The following is a 25,684-nucleotide window of genomic DNA, read 5'->3' as shown; positions in this document are numbered from 1 at the left end:
AAACGCTGTGAAAACGCTTTATTCACCGAACTAAAGTACGCAAATAATTGCACACTATGAAATTTATTGCATGCCATCTTTTGCAATATTGTATTTCTCCAGTTTATAGTAAAGATTCCTGACTGAGAGTCCAAGTAATTTAGCTGTCTTGGTTTTATTCCCATCCAGCTTGTAAAGTGTTTGTCTGATCATTTTCGCCTCATACAACTCTATCAGCTGAGCTAAGGTTTTAGTTTGTACTTCTTCACTTGTTTCAACGATTGGCGAAGGATTATTGGCACCTATTAAATCCGGAATATGCCGTTCCTCTATTTCCGTTTCATTGTAATTCATAAAAATAATGGCTCTGCCGAGAATATTATCAAGTTCTCTGACATTTCCCGGCCAATCATAGGCCATCAGTTTATTAACAGCTTGTTCTGTTACACCTTCTACATTCCGTCCATATTCCTGGTTGATCTTTTGAATAAGCCTGCTGCATAGAAGAGGAATATCCTCCTTCCTGCGTCTTAATGAAGGAATATGTATGGGCATTCTATTCAGCCTGTAGTATAAGTCTTCCCTGAAGGTGCCGTCTGCAATTCCTTTTTCTAAATTCACATTAGTCGCAGCAATAACACGAACATCTATTGAGATAGGCTTAGTCCCTCCCACTCTTGTAATTTCATGTTCTTGAAGCACTCTGAGGAGTTTCGCCTGAGTGTTAGCTGTCAGCTCTCCAATTTCATCCAGAAATATACTGCCTTTATCAGCTTCCTCAAACAAACCACGTTTGCCGCCTCTTTTCGCTCCCGAAAATGCCCCTTCTTCATAGCCGAATAATTCGCTTTCCAAAAGAGACTCTGATAATGCGGCGCAATTAACCCTGATAAATTTGTTATATTTTCTGTCGCTTGCATTATGTATAGCGTGGGCGAACAATTCTTTTCCTGTCCCTGATTCTCCTCTAAGCAAAACGGTAGCTGGAGTTTTAGCTCCGAGTCTTGCCTGTTCAATTGCAAGCGTCATCTCTTCAGATGTTCCAATAATATCCTCGAATGAATATTTCGCTTCCAATGTACGAATAATCTGTCTTGCCCGGCTTAATTCACGGTTCAGATTCTGAATTTCCGATACGTCGTGAATAACACCCACACTTCCTTTTAACTTTCCGTCAACAATAACAGGCGCAACATTTACAATAACATCTTTTCTTTTCGGTCCGACCCTCATGGCCACACCTCTCATAGCCCTTCTCGTTTGAAGAACCTTCATATGAACACTTTCACCTTCGGAAATATCAGCTGTGGCAGGCTTCCCGATCACTTTTTCTTCTTCCAGGCCGGTAAGCCTGGAATATGCCGGATTAATTAAAATCCCTTCCCCATTTTCATCAACCACAGAAATAGCTTCCTCACTTGATTGAATAATCGCCTGAAGCATCGTCTGTATCTCTTTCAAATTCGTAATTTCTTCCGCAAGCGAGACTACTTCTGTTATGTCCTTAAAAACAGCAAATGCACCCATTAATTCGTTATTTTCTCCAAGCATCGGTATTCTTGTCGTAATAATTTTCAGGCCATTTGCCAAAGTCATTTCCTGATTCGCTTCAATTCTCCTTGTTGCCATAACTCTGGGAAGCATACTGTCTGTGATGACTTCATTAATTTTTCTTCCTAAAGCGTCTTTCCTCTTAATACCCGTCATTCTCTCCGCACTTCGATTAAAGACTGTAATCTCACTAAGGTTATTGATTACAATCATTCCGTCATCAGTTGAATTAAAAATCAAATCATGCTTATACGTTTCATTTCTGAATTTTGAAATCAGCTCTTCCTTTTCTTCAAGTAATTTCGCGATTAAAAAAGCTACACTTCCAGGTATTAGGACCGTATTTTTGCTTCTGGCTTCCCTGATGTCGATAAACACTTGTTCATTTCCGGTGACTTCAATAATGATATCAAGATCTTGATCCATAAAATGACGCCAATCAGTGCCAATCGGGATGCCGCTTTCATTGGCAATCTGAAGCCCCTCAGCATCCGGATCAATATCCACCATTGCTTTTACATCCAGAACAGCCGTTTCTTTTATTATTTTTAGGATAGCCGTACCGCCTTTTCCTGCACCGACAATCATTACTGTTTGCATCGTTTTACCTCTTTCATTGAAAATTCTTGCACACTTGACAATATTCCGTGCAACATTCTTCATGAATTTATTTTAGCATAGCAGCGGCACTTGACAAATTTATTTAATGATTTATGATTTCGGTAGGTAATTCGATTTGAAGGGGAATTTTTTATGATTAGACTAATTGCTTTATTGATTTTACTCCTGCCGGGCATATTGGCTGTCTATGGAATAAAATTAATGAGAGATATGGTCTTTGGCATACTGCAAAGCCCATTTCCATATTTATGGCTTCAATTTGTTTCAGGTTTCCTTTTCTTAATCATAGGCCTTGGCTTTATCGCAGGATTTATTCTTTATCGCGATCGAAAGAGAAACAAAGTACAGGAACGCTTTAAAACCAAATAAGTTAGTGGGGGATAAAAGTGAAGCCGCTGCAGATATCACCGGAAACAGCATTAAAGCTTGCTGAAAAACTAAATCTTCCTCTTGAGCAAATCATGCATATGCCTCAGCACATTCTGATTCAAAAGATGATGGAGCTTGAGAAAGAAGAAAAGAAATAAATTAAAAAGGTTCAGTTTGAGAAATTTCAAACTGAACCTTTTTGGTTCCGGAGTTTAAAGGATAATAAAAACGCCCCATAAGGAGCGCAGCAAAATTAATAAATGATTTTTTTATAAGTCCTTACCCTTTCAAGAAGCTTTATGCTCCAGACGCAGCTTATCTGCAACCATTGCAATAAATTCTGAGTTGGTCGGCTTTGCTTTTGTCATGCTGACTGTATATCCGAAAAGAGAGGAAATGGAATCAATATTACCGCGGCTCCACGCAACTTCAATCGCATGGCGGATTGCACGCTCCACACGGCTTGCCGTAGTATTAAACTTCTTAGCAATATCAGGGTACAGTACTTTTGTAATGGAACCGAGAAGTTCTATATCATTGTACACCATTGAAATTGCTTCACGGAGATATAGGTATCCTTTAATATGGGCAGGAACGCCAATTTCATGGATGATACTGGTGATGCTGGCATCCAGGTTCTTAGGCTTTGCTTCTGCCTGAGGACGGTAAGATGGAGCGGGTTTGCGGAGAAATGAATTTGATTTTCCGCTGACCTGACGTATATGGCTTGCCAGATTGTCCATGTCAAATGGTTTAAGGATAAAATATGAAGCTCCCAAATCCACCGCCTTCTTGGTAACGTCTTCCTGGCCGAATGCAGTAAGCATGATGACATTAGGGAGTTTATTCAAATTTAAGTTTCTCATTTTTTCGAGTACAGCAAGTCCATCCAAGTGAGGCATGATGATATCCAATACAAGAACGTCGGGCTGTGTCTGCTCTAATATTTCGAGGCAATCCTGTCCATTATGTGCAACTCCGGCAACTTCCATGTCTTCCTGGGAAGATATATATTCCTCTAAAAGCCCAACCAGTTCCCTATTATCATCCACAACACAAACTTTTATTTTCTTCACTTACTTTCCTCCTCGGTCCAATTATGGTCTCTTTAATGAATGTTCATTTTCGAACACGCTCTTTTTGATATCTATTTTCTATTCTAAATGAGAAATTCGACAATGCAACAAAAATTCCTCTACTTTTTTGAAATTTTCTTAAAAAACCAACTAAACCTCATTTATTCTTTTGTTTTCTTCTGTTTTCGACCGATTTCGTCATACTCTTTGCAATTCGTGTATTTTTGTCGAAAAATCTTTATTCTCATTTTAACATAACCAATGTCTGTTTTCCTCATAGTTTTTGTTTAGCCTGTTATGCGCCTGTTTTATTTCACTGTACAAGAATAGAAAAAAGACGGGTTTTACCCGCCTTTTAAAAGATCCATTCATTATTTAGGATGCTTTTTCTTCAGTTTTTTCATATATATCGATGCCTGCTTCATTTAGCATCCATTCAATATGGACACCATATCCTGAAGTAGGATCATTTACAAATACATGTGTCACTGCTCCAATAATTTTGCCATCCTGGATAATCGGGCTTCCGCTCATCCCCTGAACTATGCCGCCTGTTTTTTCAAGCAGCTTCTGATCCGTCACTTTTATGACCATTCCTTTTGTTGCCGGAAACTTCTGCGGAATCGTACTGACAATTTCAATATCAAACAATTGTACTTCATCATTGTCGACCACAGTTAAAATTTGAGCAGCTCCCTCTTTTACCTGATGGGATAAAGCTATTGGCATCGGTTTGTCAAAAATTCCGTTCTTCATATCCCGGTTCAATTCCCCAAATATTCCGAAAGGACTGTTTCTGACTATATTTCCTATTATTTCTTTATCTGAGGAAAATCGTGCAAGTTTTTCACCGGGATTGCCATTGCTGCCTTTTTCGATTGAAGTAACAGTCGATCTGACAATTTGTCCGTCTTCAACCACAATTGGCTTCTTTGTGTCCATATCGGAAATAACATGGCCGAGTGCTCCATATTTTTTTGATTCAGGGTGATAGAAAGTCATCGTCCCAATGCCTGCCGCAGAGTCACGTATATATAATCCAAGCTTATAGGTTTCTTCCCCGTTTTCTTTTAAGGGAGTCAGCTCAGTTTTAACCTTCCCGCTTTCCCGGCTTACAATAATTTGGAGCGGATTGCCGCTTTTGCCTGCATCTTGAACAAAGGGAGCAACATCTGACATCTTTTCTATTTTCTTTCCATTGATTTCTGTAATGATATCTCCAATCTTTATGCCGGCTGTTTCGCCTGGGGAAGCTTTTCCTTCAGCCGTATTAACCTGATGGTGTCCAACTACTAACACGCCTACTGTATTCAGTTTAACCCCAATCGATTGGCCACCTGGAATTACTTTAAAATCTTTTAAGACGTTAACATCAACTTTCTTTATCGGAAACCCTGCCAGCTCGAGAAGCATTTCATTTTTTCCATTTTCATTTGCATGAAGCGATATCGAATGGGTATCTTCCTTAAGTGAAACACTTGTATTATCTATGGACAGTCCAGCCGACACTGCTTCTGCCTTTACAATGTCCAGCTGCTGCCCTTCAAAAAGAGTAATATTTGCAGGTATTTGCAAATATTCCTGAACAGGCTTGGAAAAACCTAAAGCAATTAATGAAACAAGGAGAATTCCACCAATTATTTTGCGTAAAACATCATATGTCAAATTTTTCACTCTCCTCGCTTCTAGTCCATTCACGTCAAATGGCTACATCTTTAATTTTGCCTGCATCGAAGGCATTTATAACAGCCATTCACATAAAAAAAGCTATCCTGCTTTGGATAGCTTTTCAAGGTATTAGATCTGATAGCGCCGCCGATGGGAACAGACCTTATAATTGATCAAAATTACTTTAGCTGATTAGCCAGATGCAGCAGCTCTTTCGCATGCTCTTTTGTCAAATCAGTAATTTCCACTCCAGAAATCATACGGCCGATTTCTTTGATTTTTTCATCCTCAGTCAGCGGTTTTACTGTTGTTTTTGTCCGCCCATCCTTTGTGTTTTTAGCAATAAATAAATGAGTATCTGCCATGGCCGCAACCTGCGGAAGATGAGAGATGCACAGCACCTGTGAATCCACGGAAACGTGATGAATCTTTTCCGCGATGGCTTGTGCAACCCTGCCGCTCACGCCTGTGTCTACTTCATCGAAAATAATACTTGTGATACCCTGATGTTTTGAAAATATGCTCTTTAAAGCAAGCATGATCCGGGATAATTCACCGCCTGATGCAATTTTAGACAGCGGCTTTAGCGGTTCCCCCGGATTGGTGGATATGTAGAACTCCGCCCTGTCAACTCCGTTCTTCAGGAAGACTTCGGGATCAGAAAAGAATCTGACCTCAAAAATTGTCTTTTCCATATATAATTCCTTAAGCTCTTTATGAATTAACTTCGTTAGCTTAAGAGCAGATTTTCTGCGCAGCTTGCTCAATTCTTCCCCTTCAACCAGTAAATCTTTTTTCAAAGCAGCAACTTCCTTTTGCAGCTTATCAATATGGGTTTCTTTATTTTGCAGAGTTTCAATTTCTTCTTCTATCTTTGCAGCGTATTCCAGAACTTCTTCAACCGTTTTTCCATATTTTCTTTTTAGCCCATTAATTTCATTCAATCTGCTTTCTATTTCATTAAGCCTTTGTGGATCATATTCCATAAAGTCCATTTCATTTCGGAGTGATCTGGCTGCATCTTCAAGCAAATAAAAACTGTTTGCCACATTTTCCGCTATTTCTTTATAGGCGTGGTCCAGTTCCGCAGCATCATTCATATAGCCCATAACCATTCCGATCCAATCAAGCCCTTTTTGTTCTCCTTGAAGGGCATTATAGCCTGACTGAAGAGAATCAAAAATACGTTCATAATTGGAAAGCTTGCTCTTTTCTTCAATTAAATCTTCATCTTCGTTCAACTTCAGCTGAGCCGATTGAATTTCATCCAGCTGAAATTGAATTAAATCAAGCCGATGCGCCATTTGCTGTTCATTTTCACTTAAATTCTTAAGCTTTTTCAGAGTACCTTCATATAACCTGTAGATAGCCTGGTATTCAGTTAAGGCGGCGGATATCTTGGATCCTCCAAACTGATCAAGAAGAGGAAGATGAAAGGTTTCATCCATTAATTCCTGATGTTCGTGCTGACCATGTATATCAATAAGTGAACTTCCAATTTCTCTCAATACAGAAATAGTAACAAGTTTTCCGTTCACTCTGCAGACGCTTTTTCCTGTCTTTGATATATCCCTGCGGAGAACAATCATTCCATCTTCAATCTCTATCCCAAATTCAGCAGATCTTCTATAGCAAGGGTGTTTAGGATCATCCAGGATAAAAAGCCCCTCAATTTCAGCCTTATCTTCACCATGGCGGACAAATTCTGCTGATCCCCTTCCTCCAGCCAGCAAGTGAATGGCATCGATAATGATGGACTTTCCTGCCCCTGTTTCACCAGTTAAAACAGTTAAGCCCTTTTCAAATGAGACAGAAAGGGCTTCGATTATGGCAAAGTTTCGTATGGATATCTCGTTTAACAATCATATCACCTCATAAGAAAAGCGCAAGCGCCTTGCCCACCCCCCGACACCTCAAGGGAGCAGGCGCTGGAGCTAGACAGTTATCTAACTTCAGAATTTGTACATTCTCATCTTTTAAGAAAAGCAAAGAACGCCCGCCTGCCAGATTAAGACCTCGAAGCGTTTGCCTCTCAGCCAAAAAAATGATCTACAGCATTTCAAGAAACCTGTTTGAAATTGCTTCTGTATCTTCAGGGGTTTTACATATGATCAGGCATGTGTCATCCCCGCAGATTGTTCCCAGAATCTCTTCCCAGTCAAGGTTATCAATAAGTGCGCCAATAGCCATGGCATTGCCGGGAAGAGTCTTCATTACAAGAAGATGTCCTGCCGTATCCACTCTGACAAAGGCATCCATTAAATTTCTTTTAAGCTTTTGCAGCGGATTGAAACGCTGATCCGCCGGAAGACTGTATTTGTACCTGCCGTCCATTAATGGAACTTTCACCAGGTGAAGCTCTTTAATATCTCTTGAGACAGTCGCCTGAGTTACATTAAACCCGGCATTTTTCAATTCATCCACCAGGTCATCCTGTGTTTCAATATCGTTATTTGTAATAATCTCGCGGATTTTAATATGTCTTTGCCCTTTATTCATTTTTTCACCTCTATAATCAGCCGCTTGACAGCAGGCAGAAAAAAATTAATTTAAAGTGTTTTGTACTCTAATGTTAGCTGATTTTCTCAATAAAGTACAATTTTTCCCGTATATTATTTTATATAATTCGTTGAAAGTCGACAAATTCCTTTTAAAAAAAGGAACAGGCAGTAAGCCTATTCCTCTTCTTTCCCCTGCTTCGTTTTCAGCTCGGCATGGGCTTCTTTTACAACCTCATCTGTCTGGGCTTTAAGAAGGTTCTCTCCTTCTTCTTCGCTGCCTGACCAATACAGATGGAGGAGAAATTCTATGTTACCGTCTCCGCCTGTAATGGGTGAATAGGAAACGTCCTTGACGTCATAGCCTAGGCCCGATGCAAATTCGATAATTTTATCAAGCACGGCTTCATGTATTTTAGGATCTCTAACAATCCCCTTTTTCCCAACCTGTTCCCGTCCAGCTTCAAACTGCGGTTTCACTAGGGCAACTGTGTCACTGCCAGGAACCAGCAGTGTTTTTAATACAGGCAAAATAAGCTTTAGAGAGATGAACGAAACATCAATTGACGCAAAATCAGGCATACCGGCTGAAAGGTCGGCTGGGGTTACATACCTGAAATTGGTCCTTTCCATTACAACTACCCGTTCATCCTGCCTTAATTTCCAGGCAAGCTGATTATATCCGACATCTAAAGCATAAGACATTTTGGCTCCATTCTGCAGGGCACAATCTGTGAAGCCCCCCGTTGAGGATCCAATGTCAAGGAGTATCTTGCCTTCGATTTCTAAATCAAAAACCTTTAGCGCTTTCTCAAGCTTTAAGCCTCCTCGGCTGACATATGGCATGACCTTCCCCTTTAAAGTGAGAGGAATATCTGCATTAACCTTCTCGCCGGGCTTATCCATCCTGCTTTCATTGCTGAACACCAGGCCGGCCATTACGGCTCTTTTCGCTTTTTCTCTTGTCTCCGCAAGACCTCTTTCAACTAATAAAACGTCTAATCGTTCTTTCTTTGTTTTCATTCTTTAAGCCCTTTTTTGTTTTTTTCTTGCCAGTTTTCCCATTCTCTCAACAGCATCTTCTGCAGTCATTCCGATTTCTTCTAATAGTTGATTTACATTGCCATGTTCAATAAATTTATCAGGTATCCCCATACGGTCGATTTCGGCATGATGGAAGCCATGCTCGTGTGCATATTCAAGAATTGCACTTCCAAATCCACCCTGCAGCACAGCTTCTTCTATAGTAAGAATAGGCATATTGACTGTGAACAATTCATGCAGCATCTTTTCATCAAGCGGCTTAATAAACCTCGCATTGATGACTTTAATGGAGTGTCCCTGCTTCTCCAGGAGCTGAGCTGCCTTCAAAGCCATTGGAATGGTTGTCCCAAAGGTTAAAATCGCTCCGTCATTGCCATCGCGCAGAACTTCCCATGTTCCGATTGGAATAGTCTTAAGTTCTGTGTCCATAGGCACTCCGATGCCATTTCCGCGCGGGAAGCGCATAGCGATAGGGCCATCATTATATTCTATAGCTGTTTTTACCATATGCTGGCCTTCATTTTCATCTTTTGGCATCATCAATACCATATTAGGCAAATGCCTTAAAAACGCAATATCGAATACTCCCTGATGAGTTTCCCCATCTGCACCTACAAGTCCTGCCCGGTCTATACCGATAAATACATTCAAGTTCTGGCGCGCAATATCGTGAACGACCTGGTCATAAGCACGCTGCAGGAAAGTAGAATAAATCGCAAGGAACGGCTTCATATTTTGAGTTGCCAGCCCGGCAGCTACCGTTGCTGCGTGCTGTTCAGCAATACCAACATCGTACATTCGATCCGGAAATTCACTTGCAAATCCTTCAAGCTTCGAGCCGACAGGCATTGCAGGAGTGATTGCAACGATTCTTTCATCTTCTCTTGCAAGCTTCCTGACGGTTTCTGAGACAAGCTTGCTCCATGCAGGCGGCGTACTTGCAGGTTTCACAAAGTCGCCTGTCTCCATTTTATATGGGCCTGTACCATGCCATGTGCCAATCCGGTCGCTTTCGGCAGGGTGATAGCCTTTTCCTTTTTTCGTTATAACATGGAGAAGCACTGGGCCTTCAGTTTTCTTTGCATAAGCAAGGTTCTCGAATAAGGCTTCATAGTTATGCCCATCAACAGGGCCCAAATAGGTAAAACCTAATTCTTCGAAGAACATGCCTGACACAAACAGATACTTTAGGCTATCTTTCAGCCTTTCAGCAGTTGAGGCCAATTTCCCCCCGACTGCCGGAACCTTTTTTAATAAATATTCAAGTTCATCTTTTACCCAATTATATTTGCCTGCAGTCCTTAACCTTCCAAGGACATTGTGAAGAGCACCAACATTAGGGGCAATTGACATTTCATTGTCATTTAATATGACAATCATATCTTTTTTTTCATGACCGATATGGTTTAAGGCTTCTAAGGCCATCCCGCCTGTTAAGGCACCATCCCCAATTACCGGAATGACATAATTATTCTCTTTTTTCAAGTCCCTGGCAATAGCCATTCCCATCGCAGCAGATAAAGAAGTGGAACTGTGCCCCGTTTCCCACACGTCATGCTCGCTTTCAATCATTTTTGGGAAACCGCAAAGACCTTTATATTGTCTTAAAGTATCGAATTGGCACGCACGGCCCGTAAGAATTTTATGGACATATGACTGATGTCCGACATCCCAGATGATTTTATCCTTCGGACTGTCAAAACATTTATGCAATGCAACAGTCAGCTCAACAACTCCAAGATTAGGGCCAATATGCCCGCCTGTGCCTGAAAGCTTTTCTATTAGGAAAGTGCGGATATCCTGACTCAAACTTTCCAATTCTTTATTCGAGAGCCCTTTTAAAAAGGAAGGGTCTTTAATTGATAACAGATCCATACTGCGGACCACTCACTTTCGTATCTTATTCGTCCGTTTTTTTTCGTAATGTTAGGCATTGCTGGCATTAGCCTCAACAAACCATAGCCTAATTATTTCAGAGTCTAGCCTGTCTAAAAGATAATATCTTAAGATTACCTTATTACAGGAGATTTTCCAAATGCTTTTCAGATTAAACAGCTTTCAAAATATGCTTTCTTGATGGGTCACTGCCGCTGTCCCAATGCATGCACAGGAAAAAAATGCGCAAACTCCTCCGGCAGCAATTCCTATGATACCAAAATATACACATTGAAGACCATCATTTTATTAAACAGCAAATGCCGCTGATACAAAAGTACAGCGGCAAGACCATCGTTTTTCTAATTCATTTTCGGCACCCTGACTTCCGATTTAGTGATCCCTGTTTGCAATTATATCTGTTATTTCTTCGAGCAGCTCTGTTTGAAGGCCTGTTTCCCTCAGCTTTTCTTTTGCAGATCTGATATGTTCTTCAAGCGCCTCTTTCGCCCCGCTCATTGAAAGAAGTGATGGATATGTACTTTTATCTTTTGATTCATCACTGCCTACAGGCTTCCCGATTATCTCCTCTGTCCCTTCAAGGTCGAGGATATCATCCCTGATCTGAAAAGCCAGTCCCAGGTGATAGGCAAATTTAGATAGAGCCTGAATCGTTTCCTGACTGGCATTTGCCAAAATTGCTCCTGATACAACACTGCATTCCAGCAGTTTGCCCGTTTTGTGCATGTGGATGTACTCAAGATCCTCTAAGCCCAGCTGCTTGCCTTCCCCTTTAATGTCTGCTGCCTGGCCGCCTACCATCCCCTCAGCACCGGAAGCTTTCGACAGTTCCTTGATTAAAGAAAGCTTTGTCTCAGCAGAAGCAAATTCTTCTGGCGTTTCCGCAATTGTTTGGAAGCTGTAAGTAAGCAAGGCATCGCCTGCCAGGATGGCAAATGCTTCTCCAAATACTTTATGGTTAGTCGGTTTGCCTCTTCTTAAGTCATCATTATCCATGCTTGGCAAGTCATCGTGAATGAGCGAATAAGTATGGACCATTTCAATTGCCGCCGCAGTCCATAGCCCTTTCGACGTATCCTCGCCAAAAGCAGCCAATGAAGCAAATAACAGCATTGGCCTTATCCGCTTTCCTCCTGCTTCAAGTGAATAGAGCATCGATTCCTTGATTTCAGAAGGAGCGTTTAATTTATGTACGTAATCCTTTAAATGAATTTCCAGTTTCTGTTTATGCAGTTCAGAGAAAGAACTTAAGGATTGCTGCAAGATTATTCCTCCTCCGGAATGGCGAAGTTCGATTTACGGCCATCCTCCGTCAGTATTTCCGTAAGCTGTGATTCCACGTTTTTAAGCTTATCATGACATAATTTTGAGAGCTCCATGCCTTTTTTATAAATATTTATAGCCTCTTCAAGGGGAACATCTCCCTCTTCAAGCTTTTCTACAATAACTTCAAGTTCTTCCATTGCTTGTTCAAATGAAAGTTGTTTTTCATCCGCCATGCCATTCACTCCTCAATATCCGTTACCTTGCATTCAATGGTTCCATCAGACACCTTCAATTTTATCATATCATCCGCTTTAACTTGGGACACGGTCTTTATTAGGGTTTCCTTTTCTGTATAAGCAAGGCTATAACCCCTATCCATAATTTTGAGCGGACTGAGCGCCTCGAGGGTTGAAATAACTCTCGCAAAGTCTTTTTCTTTTGCAGCCAGGATGTTTGCCATTGTTCTGTTTAACAGTTTATGAAGCCTATCATTGTTTTCTTTCGCCTGATCCTTCAGCTGCCCTGGATGACTCCGAACCAGCCTTTTTTGCAGGGTTTCTGCCTGCTCAAGCTTTAAATCGTGCAGCCTTCTTGAGCCTCTCATTAACTGTTCGGTCACTTTATCCAGCTGTTCCATTTTTTGCTCATATAATTTTTGCGGGTACCTGAAAGCGTATGATTTCTTCACCCTTAGAAGCCTTTCATTTTGCAGTGCAACTTGTTCTTTCATCGCTCTTATCAGCCGTGATTGCCTGTTGAAAAGCCTTTCCATCAAGTCATCGATATGCGGAACAGCCAATTCTGCAGCTCCCGTTGGGGTTGGGGCTCTTAAATCTGCAACAAAATCTGCTATTGTAAAATCCGTTTCATGGCCGACTGCTGAAATTATAGGTATTTCAGACTTGAATATTGCCCTGGCTACGGCTTCTTCATTAAAGGCCCAAAGCTCTTCAATGGAGCCTCCGCCCCGGCCGATGATTAAGACATCTGCATCCCTGGAAACATTAGCTTCCGTTATCGCCTTCACAATCGAGGGAGCTGCCTGGTTCCCCTGAACAAGCGCAGGGTATATAAGTATGTTTGCAATTGGATAGCGCCTTTTGAGCGTTGTCAAAATATCTCTGATTGCAGCTCCAGTAGGGGATGTGATAACCGCAACTGTTTTTGGATAACGCGGAATATCTTTTTTATGCGCAGGTGAAAAGAATCCTTCTTTCTCAAGTTTTTCTTTAAGCTGTTCATAAGCCAGATACAGTTCACCAATCCCGTCCGGCTGCATTTCCTGTACGTATATTTGATATTGCCCGCTGGATTCATAAACGGATATGGCTCCGCGAACTAAGATTTTCATGCCATTTTCCGGCCTAAATTTCATTGTCCTCGCATTTCCTGCAAACATTACGGCTAAAATTCGGGCTTTCTCATCCTTTAAAGTGAAGTACATATGGCCGCTGGAATGCTGTTTAAAGTTTGAGATTTCTCCCTTAACCAAAATATTTTGCAGATGAGGGTCGGCATCAAATTTTCTTTTTATGTATTTGGTCAGTGCGTTTACTGTCAGATACTGCTGTTCCTTCATAACAATCTCCTTTATGCTGAAGCTGCATTGCATCTGTTGCAGAGCAATAACTCAAGAAAAGCGCAAACGCCTTGCACACCCCCGACACCTTGAGGGGGTAGGCGCTCCTCCTAAAAGCTTGAGCTTTTAGTCGTGCGATGACATAGCTGTCGAAGCTTTCCTTGTGGAGCTAGACAATTATCAAAGTTCAAGATTATTCTTTCTTACCTATTAAAAAAACTGTCCTTCCACTCACCCGCATGCTTATACCTGCATGACAGGTTTTCCTAATTACAGGATAATGGAAATGGACAGATTTTGCATCTATGGCGGCCATTACTTTTAAATTTTGCTTTTGGAAAGCTTTGCTGCCTTTAGCGTATTATGCATTAACATGGCAATTGTCATCGGTCCCACTCCGCCTGGAACAGGAGTTATAAATCCTGCTTTTTGCCTAACTGCATCGAAATCAACATCGCCGCAAAGCTTTCCTTCCCCATCTCGATTCATGCCGACATCTATTACGATTGCGCCATTTTTAACATGGTCTTCAGTGATTAAATTCGCTTTCCCTGCTGCCGCCACCAGTATATCCGCCCTCTTTGTATATTCCTTCAGATCAGCCGTTTTCGAATGGCAGTATGTAACAGTAGCGTCTTCATTAAGGAACAGCTGCCCCGCGGGCTTTCCTACAATGTTGCTTCTCCCAATAACCACTACATGCTTTCCGGAAATGTCTGCACCAATGCTATCCAGCATTTCAATGATCCCTGCGGGAGTACAGGGTATATAAGCATCCTGAGCTGTCATCATCCTGCCAATGTTTATGGGATGAAACCCATCAACATCTTTTTCAGGAGATATGGCCTCGATGATGGCTTTTTCATTAATATGGCTTGGGAGCGGGAGCTGGACAAGGATTCCATGGATATCTTCATTTTCGTTTAACTCAGTGATTCTTATGATAAGCTCTTGCTCGCTGACGTTTTCGGAAAGTTCAATAAGCATAGAATTCATTCCCAGCTTATCGCAGGTTTTCTGCTTGTTTTTTACATATGTTCTGGATGCCTGATTATTTCCCGCTAAAATAACGGCCAGGCCTGGCGTGATCCCTTCCTCCTTCAGCTTCTGCACTTCTGAACCGATATGATCCTGTTTCTTTCTTGCAATTTCTTTTCCATCTATTAATTCTGCAGCCATTTCTATCCCCCTATCAGGAACTCGGAAGCGCCTATGATAAGGACTGCCGGCCCGCTTCCATCCAGAAAGTGCCAGCACATCCAGTGTGAGTCAGAGTTCTAATGTTTTTAAAGCTTTTCTTTTACCTTTGATAAAACACCATTAATAAACTTGCTTGATTGATCATCACCGTAAAGCTTGGCGATTTCAATTGCTTCATCGAGCACCACATTGGCTGGCACTTCCTCCGCTAAATACAGCAGCTCAAAAACGGATAAGCGCAGAAGATTGCGGTCTACAGTAGCAAGCCTCTCCAGTGTCCATTTTTCAAGAAATCCTTTGATTTCGCCATCAATTATTTCTTTATGCTGCAGGACACCTGATACTAGTTTGTTCAGGTACGCATCGCTTTTTTCACCCTCTAAAACATGTTCGATGGCGGTCTCGGGCTCTGTCTGGCTTACATCAATTTGAAATAATGCCTGCAATGCTTTTTCTCTGGCTGTTCTTCTCTTCATCTTTATAAAACCCCTTTATGGCTAACATAGTAATTTTCATTTTTGAGCATTTGCACGTCCAAAAATTGCATAAGAAGATAATAGCATAAGTAAGGAATCTTCGCACTACAACAAGAGCATTATGTTTGGACAGTAACATGAATTTAGGCTGGAAACTTATAAATTTAATTTTCCCTTTAAAAACTCCTTTATAACGTCTTGAGGAGTGAATGATGATGAGAATGAACCATGAGAAAAGCCAAAGACGAGTTTTATGTCTTTGGCTTGATGGTGAGTTACATTTCCTGTTCGTATTCAACCTCGTGCTTTTGGTTTTCAAACATGATTCCTACTACGTGAATGTTGACTTCCTGGGCGTCAAGGGCTGTCATATTCAGGAGGGCCTGACGGATGTTATCCTGAATTTTTTGGGCAACGCTTGGAATGGAGACGCCGAATTTCATCAGACAATATACATCAACTTTGATGCCTTCTTCTGTTAATTCGACTTTTACGCCTTTGCCATGGTTCTTCTTACCGAGCCTTTCAACCACTCCTGTAGCAAAGTTTCCGCGCATTTGCGCTACGCCTTCTACTTCTGAAGCAGCAATGCCGGCAATAACCTCAATAACTTCCGGTGCAATTTCCACCTTGCCAAGGCCAGAATTTTCAGGGCTCATTTCGAGAATATTATTTTCGCTCATTTTAGCACCTCCACAAGTCTTTAAGAATTCATTACATCATGCAATTCAAGAAATTTCGTATTAAACTGCCCTTCCACAAAGTTTTCGTGGCTTAGGAGCTTGAGGTGGAATGGGATTGTTGTATGTACCCCTTCCACTACAAATTCACTTAATGCCCGTTTCATTCGGGAAATGGCTTCTTCTCTAGTATTGCCGTAAGTGATCACTTTTGCAATCATTGAATCGTAGTATGGAGGAATCATATAGCCAGGGTAGGCAGCAGAGTCCACTCTGACACCCAGCCCGCCAGGAGGCAGATACATATTGATCTTTCCTGCTGATGGCATAAAGTTCTTCTCAGGGTTTTCCGCATTAATTCTGCATTCGATCGACCAGCCGCTAAAAGTAACATCACCCTGTGTGAAATTAAGCTTTTCACCTGAAGCAACCTTAATTTGCTCCTTGATTAAATCGACCCCTGTAACCATTTCTGTAACTGGATGCTCCACTTGAATACGCGTGTTCATTTCCATGAAATAGAATTTGCGATTTTGATAATCGTATATAAATTCTATCGTGCCAGCGCCTGTATAATCAACCGCTTTTGCTGCTTTAACAGCTGCATTTCCCATTTCTTCGCGTGTTTCCCCGTCAAGAGCAGGTGAAGGCGTTTCCTCCAGCAGCTTTTGCAGACGCCTTTGAATGGAGCAATCCCTTTCTCCCAGATGAACGGTGTTCCCGTAATTATCTGCAAGAACCTGGATCTCCACATGGCGGAAGTCCTCAATATATTTTTCAATATAAACGCCAGGATTTCCGAAAGCCGTTAGTGCTTCCTGCTGAGTGATCGTAATTCCTTTAATAAGCTCTTGCTCAGTGCGGGCTACACGGATTCCTTTCCCGCCTCCGCCGGCAGTCGCTTTAATAATTACCGGATATTCAATCTTTTCAGCAAGCTGAATAGCATCTTCTGTATCCTTTATGATTCCGTTGGAGCCAGGAACAATCGGTACTCCTGCTTCCTTCATGGTTTCCCTTGCAATATCCTTTGTGCCCATTTTGCTGATGGCTTCTGGAGTCGGGCCGACAAAGATAATATTGCATTCTCTGCACAGTTCAGCAAAGTCCGCATTTTCAGCAAGGAATCCATAACCTGGATGGATGGCGTCACAGCCTGTAAGCTTAGCGACACTAATTATATTGGTGAAATTCAAATAGCTGTCCTTTGACGCTGTTGGGCCAATGCAGTAAGCCTCATCGGCCAGCTGAACATGGAGTGCTTCCCTGTCAGCTTCTGAAAATACAGCTACAGATTCTATCCCCATCTCGCGGGCTGCCCTAATGATGCGCACCGCTATTTCTCCTCTGTTGGCAATCAAGAGTTTTTTGATCATCTGTAACCGCTCCTTATTCAGGCTTTACTAAAAATAGTGGCTGGCCATATTCTACTAACTGGCCATCCTTTACAAGCACTTCTACAATTTCGCCATTAACTTCTGCTTCAATTTCATTAAATAACTTCATTGCTTCCACAATGCAGACAATGGAATCTTTTGTAACCTTGGAGCCGGCTTTTACATAAGCATCGGCATCAGGTGAAGATGATTGATAAAAGGTTCCTACCATCGGTGAGACAATCTTATGTAGATCTTCCGCGGCATCGGCCTGTGGTGCCGGCGCATGTGCTGGCGCTTCAGCTTTTGGCTCTTCCACCTTTACAGCAGCTGGCTGGACTGGCTGCGGAGCAGGAGCTAATGCTTGAACAGCTGCCGGCTGAACTTGCTGAACAACTGCTGCTTCATTGCCCTTTTTCTTCATCTTAATTTTTGAACCTTCATGCTCATATACAAATTCATCAATATTTGACTGATCAACCAATTTAATCAGTTCACGGATTTCTTGTACTTTTAACATTTTGGCACCCCTTGTTTTCTCACTGCATGACAATCCAATTAATCCGTATCCATCCCTTTGATGCAAAGAATTAGAACATACGGCAGGAATGTAATGCATGATTTAATTATGACTAGATACTAATATCATACGATAAGACCTTATAAAACTTCAACATCCTATTATGTACTGGATAATAATTTCTCTATCCATCCTCTGTTCCATTTTAATATTTTTCTAATTTTTTGTGAAATGTTAAGGATTTTACGTGAAATTCAGCCAGATTTCTATAGTAAACAGGACTTTTATATTATGCACTTATATGAAAAAGTTACCAAACATATAATAAAATTATAAAAGGGAGCCCGCAGGAATTATGCTGGCTCCCCCTATATTATCTACTTTTCAACCTGGAACTCAACGGCTACAGCCTCAAGCTGTCCAATTTCGTTCCTTACTTCCTGAATAATATTGTTTGCAGCAGAAGCTGAATGATCTTTTGCCTTAACCGTAATTTGAACCTTCTTTCCATCAGCACGGACAAGTACATCTTCATAATCCATCGCCCTTATTAATGTTTCAAGCATCGCTTCTTTTTGAGCGATTTCATTTAATTCATCAATTTGATCTTTTGCCTTCATTCTTTCTTCAGCCGGAAGATCAGTTTGACCGAGGACCTCTGTAAGATCCTCCTTCATGCGGCTGCGCTCATCGTCAAGCTGAAGGCGCAAAGTCTCAAACATTTCATCACTGGCAGTGTTTGTAATGATTGCCTTGCCATCTTCACTTTCAACTGATTCCATTTCTCCCTCTGCCTTTTCTTCCATTGCAGCAAGGTCACTGCCTTTTTGCTCCGGAGATGTTACATAATATACAGATAAGACAACCACCAAACTCAGCATTGTTAATAGCCAGACCGTTTGTTTCTTTAAAAGCATCTATTATTCCCCCTTAGTTTTTTTTGGCATTACAGATACTCTATGACTTGGAACATCAAGCGCTCTTGTTACTGCCTCTATAATCCACTTTTTCACTTGTATATTTTCAGCCCCTTTTGCCACAACCAGCACTCCCCTTATTTCAGGTTTCTTGGTTTCTATGACAATGGGAACCTCTTTTTCTCCATTTCGGACAATCACAAGCTGTTCCTCCTGTGACTGATCCTCAACCTTCCTTTTGCCGCCTTCCCGATCTGTTTCATCGGTTTTCTGTGTTTGGGTCGTTTTGTTTTTTTCAAGGACTTTCTTCTCTGTGGCATCCACATTAACCACAACAGTGGCATCTTCTACGCCGACGATTGCGTCAAGTGCCTCTTTTATTTGAGCTTCGTATGCCTTTTCATAATTGGCGATTGTGTCATTTCCTCCAGATTTCTGCTGGCCGAATACCGGCACCTCTTCTTCCTGCTTCACTTCTTCCCCATTCTTAAAAACGGATAAATCCTCGGTGGAGCCGTCATCTTGAAACAGCGTATTGCTGATCAGCATGATCGCTGCTCCAAAAAGTAGTACAAGCAGCAAATAATGGAATTTACCGGGTTTCTTATCAGACTGACCATCTTTGGAAATCAGCTTCTTTATCCATGTGAAAGGACCTTTTTCATTATCCATCCTTATCCATATTCCCCCCTTCTACCAGAACTTCGATTGAGTTTGCGTCTACATTCCATTTTTGTGCGAGAAGAGAAGCAATTCCTACTGCATCTTCATGTTCGGGCCCGCTGGATGGAAGAGGTTTCCCGGCATTGATTTCCACTGTTTTAACCACTTCTACAGCTTCAGCTTCTGCATCTTCTGCTTTGAGTTGGATCATGACCTTTTGCAGGTTATCCGGGAAGGCTTGATCACTGCTTTCATCTACTAAAATATCAATGTTAGCAATTTCCAGACCGTACTGTTCCATCAACTCCTCTTCTGCGTCCTGTTTCATGTGGACAGCCATTTGTTCTCAAATATATGCATCACTTGAGGCTTGTATTTCTTTTTTCTTCATTTCTATTAAATTTTCCATGTTTTTTTCTCCGGATGCCTCAAAAACCGGCACTGAAACAAGTGCCTCTTCAAAATCACTTGATATAATTCTTAAAATTGGTGTAAGTATAATCGCAATCAGCAGCAGCCCTGTCACCATTTTTGTGTATTTCTGAAGCTTGGAACTGGGGAGGAGCATATCTATGACAGTGGCAAGCAGAACAAATAATATGATGTTCGTTACCCATTCTTTTATGAAATCCACTTCATTCCCTCCCTACCTGACCATCATGGTCAAATTACCGGCTGCTATAATAACCGTAATACTAAGGAAAAACATCAGGGAGACGATGGCCAGAGCGGCAAAAACATAGATGATGCTTTTGCTGATTATATCCAGGCAGGATATGATCGGCCCTCCCCCCAGCGGCTGCAAAATGGCTGCCGCGAATTTATATATAAACGCAATCATCAAAATTTTGATTGCAGGAAAAGCTGCGATAATAAGGAGAATGGCGACTCCTGCTATCCCAACAGTATTTTTCAATAGCACCGAAGCGCTAATTACTGTATCGGTCGCATCTGTAAACATCCTTCCAATGACCGGAATGAAATTTCCAGTAATAAATTTTGCTGTACGAATGGTAATTCCATCTGTAACCGCAGCTGAGGCTCCCTGAACTGATATAACTCCCAAAAAGACTGTCAGAAACATCCCAAGAAGCCCTATGCTCCAATTCCGGAGCAGATTCGCAAGCTGAGTTACCTTATAGTGTTCTGACAATGTGCTGACAATGCTTAACAGGGCTGATAAAAATAAAAGCGGAAGGATGACATACTGGATAAATAATCCGCTGACATTCATCAAAAATAAAATCACCGGGTGGAAAAAAGCAGCGGATACCACACCTCCCGAAGAAGCAATCAGTGCAAGCAGCAGCGGTATTAGAGCCATTATGAATGACACCATGGTTGAAATGGTTTCCTGTGTGTAAGTGATCGCAACATGAAAGCTGTTCAGTGCAATAATTATTAAAACCATGAACACGATTGAGTATGCCGCTTTACTGACAGTGCTTTTTTCAAATGAATTCTGCAGAGACTGGAGGAACATGCTGAATACCGTCAGCAATATCAGGGTTCCCAGCAGCTTTCCATTTACAATGAACTCATGGAACACAAACTTCGTTGCACCGGCAGCCCACTCTTTCAGTGAGAATTCCTTTTCTCCCTTTATAAATTCATATAGACTCCCCTTTTGGCTTTCAGGCAAAAAGCCTCCATACTCAGTTGTGATTTCTTCCCAAAATCCTTTTAATTCATTAAGATCTAACTTCTCCACCTGAGATTCTACTAAATCCTCGGGAGATATCGTTTCCTCTGCTTCGCCGGTCTTAGGTGAGGCTTGTACAATTGGTGCCAGGAAAAAGAATAGAATTAAGCTAAACCATAAAATTTTCTGCATCCTTTGCTTCATTTTTTCACCTCTTTTAAAAGACCCTATCTAATACAGCAATATGTGCTTGTCCACTCCGGCGGCCTTCATATTCAGAAGACCTGAGCAAGCTAGCTCGGAATCATGCGAATGATGGTTTCGATTAATACAGTAAGGATCGGGATTGCCATGGCTAGGATAAGTATCTTCCCGCCCATCTCAATTTTTGCTGCAATGGCCCCCTGTCCTGCATCTTTCGTGATCTGGGCTGCAAATTCAGCAATATAGGCTATTCCGATTATTTTTAAAATGGTTTCAACATATACGATATTCACCTTTGCATTGACGGCAATCTTTTCAATCATATGGATAATGGCATAAATTTGGTCGACCAGAAAAAGAAAGATGGCACAGCCGACAAAAACAATCAGCAAAAAAGCAAAATTGGGTTTTTGCTCCTTTACAATCAGCGCCAGGAAAGTGGCTACAAGCGAAAATCCGACTATCTGCAGAATTTCAATGGCTGAGCCCCCCTTTTAACCCTGAAACAAAAAAACAGATTTTATTTTTTGGAACAGGTTATCTACAATGGAAGCAACCATGAACAAGATATATATAAATCCGAACAGCGTCACCCATTGTGCGTATTCCTTTTTGCCCACCTGATCAAGAATAGTATGCAAAAAGGCTACAACGATTCCGACACCTGCAATCTTAAATATGATATCTACCTCTAGGCCCATCTTTTCTCCCCCTAAGCTCTGATCAGCGTCCGGCAATTCAAGCTGCCGGCGTGTCCTACATTAGTAAAATAATTAAGAGCAATCCGGATAAAAACCCCAGACTTTTGACCATTCTCTCGTATTTCACTTGTCTGTCATGTGCATCTGCTTCTTCACGTTCCAGGTGGGAAAGGGTCAGCATGATCTGCTTTTGCTGGGATAGACGGTCATGTCTTCCAAGTGTTTCGCCAAATTGCTTCATAATCTCAAATTCCCCCTGTTTAAAAGCTGTCATTTTCCAAGTTTCCTTCAAACTTTCTTCCCAGGCGTCCTTAACGGTCGTCTCGGAATCAGTCAATTTCTTTGCAAAGGATTCAAAGAACCAGGATAGCGGCTTGGAAAGCTGGGCAGAAAGTCTTCTGGCTGCTTCATGAAGAGGCGTATGGCCATACATAATCTCAGCCTCCAGCGACTGCAGGGCCGATTTAAGCTGGCGAAGCTGGCGCGGCCTTTCGGTCAGATGCCTCGAAGCTTCAAACCCTGCCCACGTTGTAGCAATGATGATCAAAACAGCTCCAATAACCTTCATCATTTACATCACGCCCGCTTTATATGGGTATCCTGCAACGTCTGAGTTTCTAATGCACAAAATGCTGCCTGGCCCTTCTTTCCTGCCCAGTTCAATAAAACGCTGAAAAATGCCCATTTCCAGTATGGCTTGTAAAGTGGGGCGCTTCTTAATTTCTTCCAGCGAATTTCCATGTGTGGTCATAATCAGCTTTATTCCGGCATTTACAGCCTCCATTATGGCCTCTGCATCTTCATGCCTGCCAATTTCATCAACAACCAGAACCTCGGGGCTCATGGAACGAATCATCATCATCATGCCTTCAGCTTTTGGACAGGCATCAAGGACATCAATTCTATTCCCAAATGTCATTTGCGGGATCCCGTTCACACATCCTGCTATTTCGGAGCGTTCATCCACAATCCCAACCTTGCTGGCAGGAAAGTCATCATTGGGATCACCAGATGAAATGATTCTTGCAATGTCGCGCAGTAAGGTGGTTTTACCAGTCTGCGGCGGACCAATAATCATGGTATGCAGCCACCCATCATTGTAAATTCGGGGAATCAGATTCTTGGCAATGCCAATTTTCTCCCTGGCAATTCTAATGTTAAAAGAGGAAATATCTCTGATTGCCTTAACCTTTCCTTGTTCAAGAATGACCTTTCCGGCAAGCCCTACCCTATGGCCGCCTTCAATCGTGATATAACCTCTCTTCAGTTCTTCCTCCAGTGTATAAATGGAAAAATGGCTTATTTTATTCAGCAAATGCACGGCATCCTCTGACTCAACTATATAAGGGAGATAATGCGGCACCCCCCTTGCTGTCAGCTCAATGGGTCTGGAAATGCGGACCCTGATTTCCTCCAGATCGTCTAAGATTTGCGGAGGGATTCTCAGTATTTGTTCGGCAATTTTTTTCGGCAAAAAGGCTATAATCGTTTCCATGTCTGCTCCTCCATTCATCATCTGATTTCGGACTAGCTTCTCATTATTTAAAATGTATGCCTGAGGCAAAACAATATGACTTAGATTTGCAAGCTTCTCATTTATTTAGGGACAAGCTTTTCGCCGAGTAAAAAAAATCTTTTCTCCAAAAAATAACCCTAAGAAAGTTGGTAAAGGCGGGTGTCATTATATGAAAGCTAAATGTGTTTACATTATGGTTATTTTTCATCTTTTAGTCCTTGGCTTCTTCCCTGCAGAAGGAATGGCTCAACAGAAAATTGCAAAAGGACCGCAAAATGTCATTCTGATGATTGGAGACGGAATGGGAATTGGCCAGATTGAGATTGCAAGAAAACTGGAATATGGAAAGGATGGTCGGTTGTTTCTGGAATCTCTCCCTCACACGGCATTGGTGCATACCGAATCTGCCAATAATTTTGTTACAGACTCAGCTGCCGGCGGCACTGCACTTGCAATTGGAAAAAAAACAAATAATGAGATGATCGGAGTCACTCCTGATGGTAAGGAAACAGACAGCATTCTCGATTTATTCAAGAAAAGCGGAAAAAAGGCGGGGATTATCTCTACCAATACAGTTACAGACGCAACACCTGCCGCCTTTACAGCAAGTGTTACAAACAGATGGTCTGGACAGGAGGAAATTGCACGCCAGCAGCTGAATAATGAGGTGGATGTGTTAATGGGAGGCGGGAGAGCCTATTTCAGTCAGGAAAAGCAAGGCGGAAAGGATTTAATTAAGGAGGCCAGGATGAAAGGCTATGACTATGCTGGCAATCGGGAGGAAATGCAGAAAGCAAAAGGGGGAAAACTTCTTGGATTGTTCAATAATGGATATATGAACTTTAAACTGGACCGTCCTTTAAAAAACAGCAAGGAACCAAGCTTAAAAGAAATGACTGAAAAAGCGATCAGTGTTCTCTCAAAAGGTAATCATGGATTTTTCCTTATGGCTGAAGGCGCAAGGATTGACCACGCTTCACACGCAGGCGATATTACAAGCATCTGGAAAGAAACCATTGAATTTGATGAAGCTGTCAAGTATGCGGTTGAATGGGCAAAAAAGGACAAAGAGACACTGGTGTTGGTTGCCGCTGATCACGAAACCATGGGTATATCAGCATCAGAGCCGCTGGATATACAGCAGTTAAAAGAAATCAAGGCGACCCCGCAGTATATGGTCAGCCAATTTGCCAGAGATGAAAATAGGGGCACTTACCGGTCAGAAAGCGTTAAGAATGTCTTAAAAAAGTATGCAAATATTGATTTAACCGAGCAGGAAATTGAAACCTTTAATGGCAAGCTGATGAAAACAGACAGCCAGGTTTATCCTCAATATTTAGCTGCATGGGAAATAGGCAGCCTGATTGCAGAAAAATATCATGGGGGAATTTTAACGAATAAAGTAAGATCTCTCAGCTCAACCGGCGGACATACAGGCAATATGATCCCTTTATTTGCTTATGGCATTGGGAGCGAAACTTTTACAGGAGTGATGGAGAATACGGATATCCCTAAGAGAATTGCGCGGCTGTTGAATTACAGCTGGGATTAATAATGTACGCATTTTCTTTCTTTCTCCCGCGTAATTCTAGAAAGATACCTCAATGAAAGCGGGGAATGAAATCCATGTATTATTATCAGCCCTTTGTCCGCAATTCTGTGCAAACAGGAAGCCATTCCAGATCAAAGCCAAATATTTTAAGGGTTTCAGGTGAGGGGAAGCTAGCTGTACAGCCTGACCAGGCTAACATAAAGCTGGGGGTTTTAACAGAAGACCAGGAGCTTCAGAAAGCACAGGAACAGAATGCAGGTGCCATTTCAAGTATCAAAAAGGCTCTTAATGATATTGGAATAACAGAAAAGCAGATTCAAACGTCCGATTTCAACATTTTTCCGCAGTACGATTTTGTGGATGGCAAGCAAATTTTCCGCGGGTACAGGGTTGAGCATATACTAGGCATTACTGTCGATGAGATAGAAAATACGGGACTTGTAGTGGATACAGCAGTGGATAACGGCGCAAACATTGTCAGAGGAATTCATTTTGAAGCTGAAAACCAGTCAGAATTGTACCAGCAGGCATTAATTCAGGCCGTTATGGATGCCTGCAAAAAGGCAGAAACAATCGCCTCTGCACTTAGAGTACATTTGATCAGCACCCCTGTATCCATTGCGGAAAGAACTTTAGGCATAGAACAGCCTGTATCGTATCAATCCTCAGATCGGAAGAGCGTCGTGTAGG

General features: G+C 41.8%; 26 protein-coding genes and 1 pseudogene. 4 read left to right on the top strand and 23 right to left on the bottom strand.

Annotated elements, in window-relative coordinates:
• Positions 1–63: 63 nt before the first annotated feature.
• Positions 64–2,130: a sigma-54-dependent Fis family transcriptional regulator gene (locus ACEQ1T_RS22000; RefSeq protein ID WP_206838464.1), complete on the bottom strand. Its 2,067-nt coding sequence runs from the start codon at positions 2,128–2,130 to the stop codon at positions 64–66.
• Positions 2,131–2,283: 153 nt separating this feature from the next.
• On the opposite strand from ACEQ1T_RS22000, the gene ACEQ1T_RS21995 reads away from it, so the two are divergent.
• Together ACEQ1T_RS21995 and ACEQ1T_RS21990 are read left to right on the top strand one after the other, a co-directional pair.
• Entirely contained in the window at positions 2,284–2,520 is a 237-nt protein-coding gene (locus tag ACEQ1T_RS21995) for a DUF2627 domain-containing protein (protein WP_019380202.1), read from the top strand.
• A gap of 17 nt (positions 2,521–2,537) precedes the next feature.
• A complete protein-coding gene (locus ACEQ1T_RS21990) occupies positions 2,538–2,678 on the top strand; it encodes a YycC family protein (protein WP_113884408.1) in 141 nt (46 codons plus the stop codon).
• Between the two features lie 129 nt (positions 2,679–2,807).
• On the opposite strand, the gene spo0A is transcribed toward ACEQ1T_RS21990, so the two are convergent.
• The 22 genes and pseudogenes from spo0A to spoIIIAA all read right to left on the bottom strand — a co-directional run bounded on the left by spo0A (position 2,808) and on the right by spoIIIAA (position 23,421).
• A complete protein-coding gene (gene spo0A / locus ACEQ1T_RS21985; RefSeq protein ID WP_206838467.1) occupies positions 2,808–3,596 on the bottom strand; it encodes a sporulation transcription factor Spo0A in 789 nt (262 codons plus the stop codon).
• Between the two features lie 375 nt (positions 3,597–3,971).
• Entirely contained in the window at positions 3,972–5,261 is a 1,290-nt protein-coding gene (gene spoIVB / locus ACEQ1T_RS21980; RefSeq protein ID WP_206838468.1) for a SpoIVB peptidase, read from the bottom strand.
• A gap of 182 nt (positions 5,262–5,443) precedes the next feature.
• On the bottom strand, positions 5,444–7,126 hold the full coding sequence (gene recN / locus ACEQ1T_RS21975; protein WP_370224747.1) for a DNA repair protein RecN: 1,683 nt from the start codon (positions 7,124–7,126) through the stop codon (positions 5,444–5,446).
• Between the two features lie 187 nt (positions 7,127–7,313).
• Positions 7,314–7,763, bottom strand: coding sequence for a transcriptional regulator AhrC/ArgR (gene ahrC / locus ACEQ1T_RS21970; RefSeq protein ID WP_009332889.1), 450 nt, complete (start codon positions 7,761–7,763; stop codon positions 7,314–7,316).
• Between the two features lie 176 nt (positions 7,764–7,939).
• A complete protein-coding gene (locus ACEQ1T_RS21965; RefSeq protein WP_370224745.1) occupies positions 7,940–8,785 on the bottom strand; it encodes a TlyA family RNA methyltransferase in 846 nt (281 codons plus the stop codon).
• A gap of 3 nt (positions 8,786–8,788) precedes the next feature.
• A complete protein-coding gene (gene dxs, locus ACEQ1T_RS21960; protein ID WP_206838473.1) occupies positions 8,789–10,681 on the bottom strand; it encodes a 1-deoxy-D-xylulose-5-phosphate synthase in 1,893 nt (630 codons plus the stop codon).
• 393 nt (positions 10,682–11,074) lie between these two features.
• Positions 11,075–11,965, bottom strand: a complete 891-nt coding sequence (locus ACEQ1T_RS21955; RefSeq protein ID WP_206838475.1) for a polyprenyl synthetase family protein — start codon at positions 11,963–11,965, stop codon at positions 11,075–11,077.
• A gap of 2 nt (positions 11,966–11,967) precedes the next feature.
• Positions 11,968–12,201 carry an exodeoxyribonuclease VII small subunit gene (gene xseB, locus ACEQ1T_RS21950; protein WP_258758805.1) on the bottom strand — a complete coding sequence of 78 codons (234 nt, stop codon included), beginning with the start codon at positions 12,199–12,201 and terminating at the stop codon, positions 11,968–11,970.
• A gap of 5 nt (positions 12,202–12,206) precedes the next feature.
• Positions 12,207–13,547 (bottom strand): exodeoxyribonuclease VII large subunit, encoded by a 1,341-nt coding sequence (xseA, locus tag ACEQ1T_RS21945; RefSeq protein ID WP_370224743.1) that lies wholly within the window; start codon positions 13,545–13,547, stop codon positions 12,207–12,209.
• A gap of 321 nt (positions 13,548–13,868) precedes the next feature.
• A complete protein-coding gene (gene folD / locus ACEQ1T_RS21940) occupies positions 13,869–14,726 on the bottom strand; it encodes a bifunctional methylenetetrahydrofolate dehydrogenase/methenyltetrahydrofolate cyclohydrolase FolD (protein ID WP_206838481.1) in 858 nt (285 codons plus the stop codon).
• A gap of 107 nt (positions 14,727–14,833) precedes the next feature.
• Complete coding sequence (gene nusB / locus ACEQ1T_RS21935; RefSeq protein ID WP_206838484.1) at positions 14,834–15,223, bottom strand: transcription antitermination factor NusB; 390 nt, start codon at positions 15,221–15,223, stop codon at positions 14,834–14,836.
• 275 nt (positions 15,224–15,498) lie between these two features.
• Positions 15,499–15,906: an Asp23/Gls24 family envelope stress response protein gene (locus ACEQ1T_RS21930; protein WP_009332897.1), complete on the bottom strand. Its 408-nt coding sequence runs from the start codon at positions 15,904–15,906 to the stop codon at positions 15,499–15,501.
• 20 nt (positions 15,907–15,926) lie between these two features.
• On the bottom strand, positions 15,927–17,279 hold the full coding sequence (accC, locus tag ACEQ1T_RS21925) for an acetyl-CoA carboxylase biotin carboxylase subunit (protein WP_206838486.1): 1,353 nt from the start codon (positions 17,277–17,279) through the stop codon (positions 15,927–15,929).
• 13 nt (positions 17,280–17,292) lie between these two features.
• Positions 17,293–17,799, bottom strand: coding sequence for an acetyl-CoA carboxylase biotin carboxyl carrier protein (gene accB, locus ACEQ1T_RS21920; RefSeq protein ID WP_370224740.1), 507 nt, complete (start codon positions 17,797–17,799; stop codon positions 17,293–17,295).
• A gap of 377 nt (positions 17,800–18,176) precedes the next feature.
• A complete protein-coding gene (locus tag ACEQ1T_RS21915; RefSeq protein WP_206838491.1) occupies positions 18,177–18,716 on the bottom strand; it encodes a SpoIIIAH-like family protein in 540 nt (179 codons plus the stop codon).
• 3 nt (positions 18,717–18,719) lie between these two features.
• Positions 18,720–19,388 (bottom strand): stage III sporulation protein AG, encoded by a 669-nt coding sequence (gene spoIIIAG, locus ACEQ1T_RS21910; protein WP_206838493.1) that lies wholly within the window; start codon positions 19,386–19,388, stop codon positions 18,720–18,722.
• Positions 19,381–20,013 (bottom strand): annotated as a pseudogene (spoIIIAF, locus tag ACEQ1T_RS21905) (stage III sporulation protein AF). Before spoIIIAF ends, spoIIIAG begins: the two are co-directional and overlap by 8 nt.
• Positions 20,014–20,025: 12 nt before the next feature.
• Positions 20,026–21,225: a stage III sporulation protein AE gene (spoIIIAE, locus tag ACEQ1T_RS21900; protein WP_206838497.1), complete on the bottom strand. Its 1,200-nt coding sequence runs from the start codon at positions 21,223–21,225 to the stop codon at positions 20,026–20,028.
• Between the two features lie 89 nt (positions 21,226–21,314).
• Positions 21,315–21,704 (bottom strand): stage III sporulation protein AD, encoded by a 390-nt coding sequence (gene spoIIIAD / locus ACEQ1T_RS21895; RefSeq protein ID WP_172581968.1) that lies wholly within the window; start codon positions 21,702–21,704, stop codon positions 21,315–21,317.
• A gap of 15 nt (positions 21,705–21,719) precedes the next feature.
• Positions 21,720–21,926 (bottom strand): stage III sporulation protein AC, encoded by a 207-nt coding sequence (gene spoIIIAC, locus ACEQ1T_RS21890; protein ID WP_009332905.1) that lies wholly within the window; start codon positions 21,924–21,926, stop codon positions 21,720–21,722.
• Positions 21,927–21,981: 55 nt separating this feature from the next.
• Positions 21,982–22,497 (bottom strand): stage III sporulation protein SpoIIIAB, encoded by a 516-nt coding sequence (gene spoIIIAB, locus ACEQ1T_RS21885; RefSeq protein ID WP_206838499.1) that lies wholly within the window; start codon positions 22,495–22,497, stop codon positions 21,982–21,984.
• On the bottom strand, positions 22,498–23,421 hold the full coding sequence (gene spoIIIAA, locus ACEQ1T_RS21880; protein WP_206838501.1) for a stage III sporulation protein AA: 924 nt from the start codon (positions 23,419–23,421) through the stop codon (positions 22,498–22,500).
• A gap of 190 nt (positions 23,422–23,611) precedes the next feature.
• Here spoIIIAA and ACEQ1T_RS21875 point away from each other — a divergent pair, with 190 nt between their 5' ends.
• Complete coding sequence (locus tag ACEQ1T_RS21875) at positions 23,612–24,994, top strand: alkaline phosphatase (protein WP_370224736.1); 1,383 nt, start codon at positions 23,612–23,614, stop codon at positions 24,992–24,994.
• Positions 24,995–25,068: 74 nt separating this feature from the next.
• Positions 25,069–25,683: an SIMPL domain-containing protein gene (locus ACEQ1T_RS21870; protein ID WP_372530255.1), complete on the top strand. Its 615-nt coding sequence runs from the start codon at positions 25,069–25,071 to the stop codon at positions 25,681–25,683.
• Position 25,684: the final 1 nt, after the last annotated feature.

It is taken from the genome of Cytobacillus sp., from assembly GCF_964223445.1.
In the GTDB taxonomy this organism is placed as follows: Bacteria; Bacillota; Bacilli; order Bacillales; family Cytobacillaceae; genus Cytobacillus.
The sequence above is the reverse complement of the archived record's forward strand: the minus strand, read 5'-3'. Positions and strand labels throughout refer to the sequence as shown.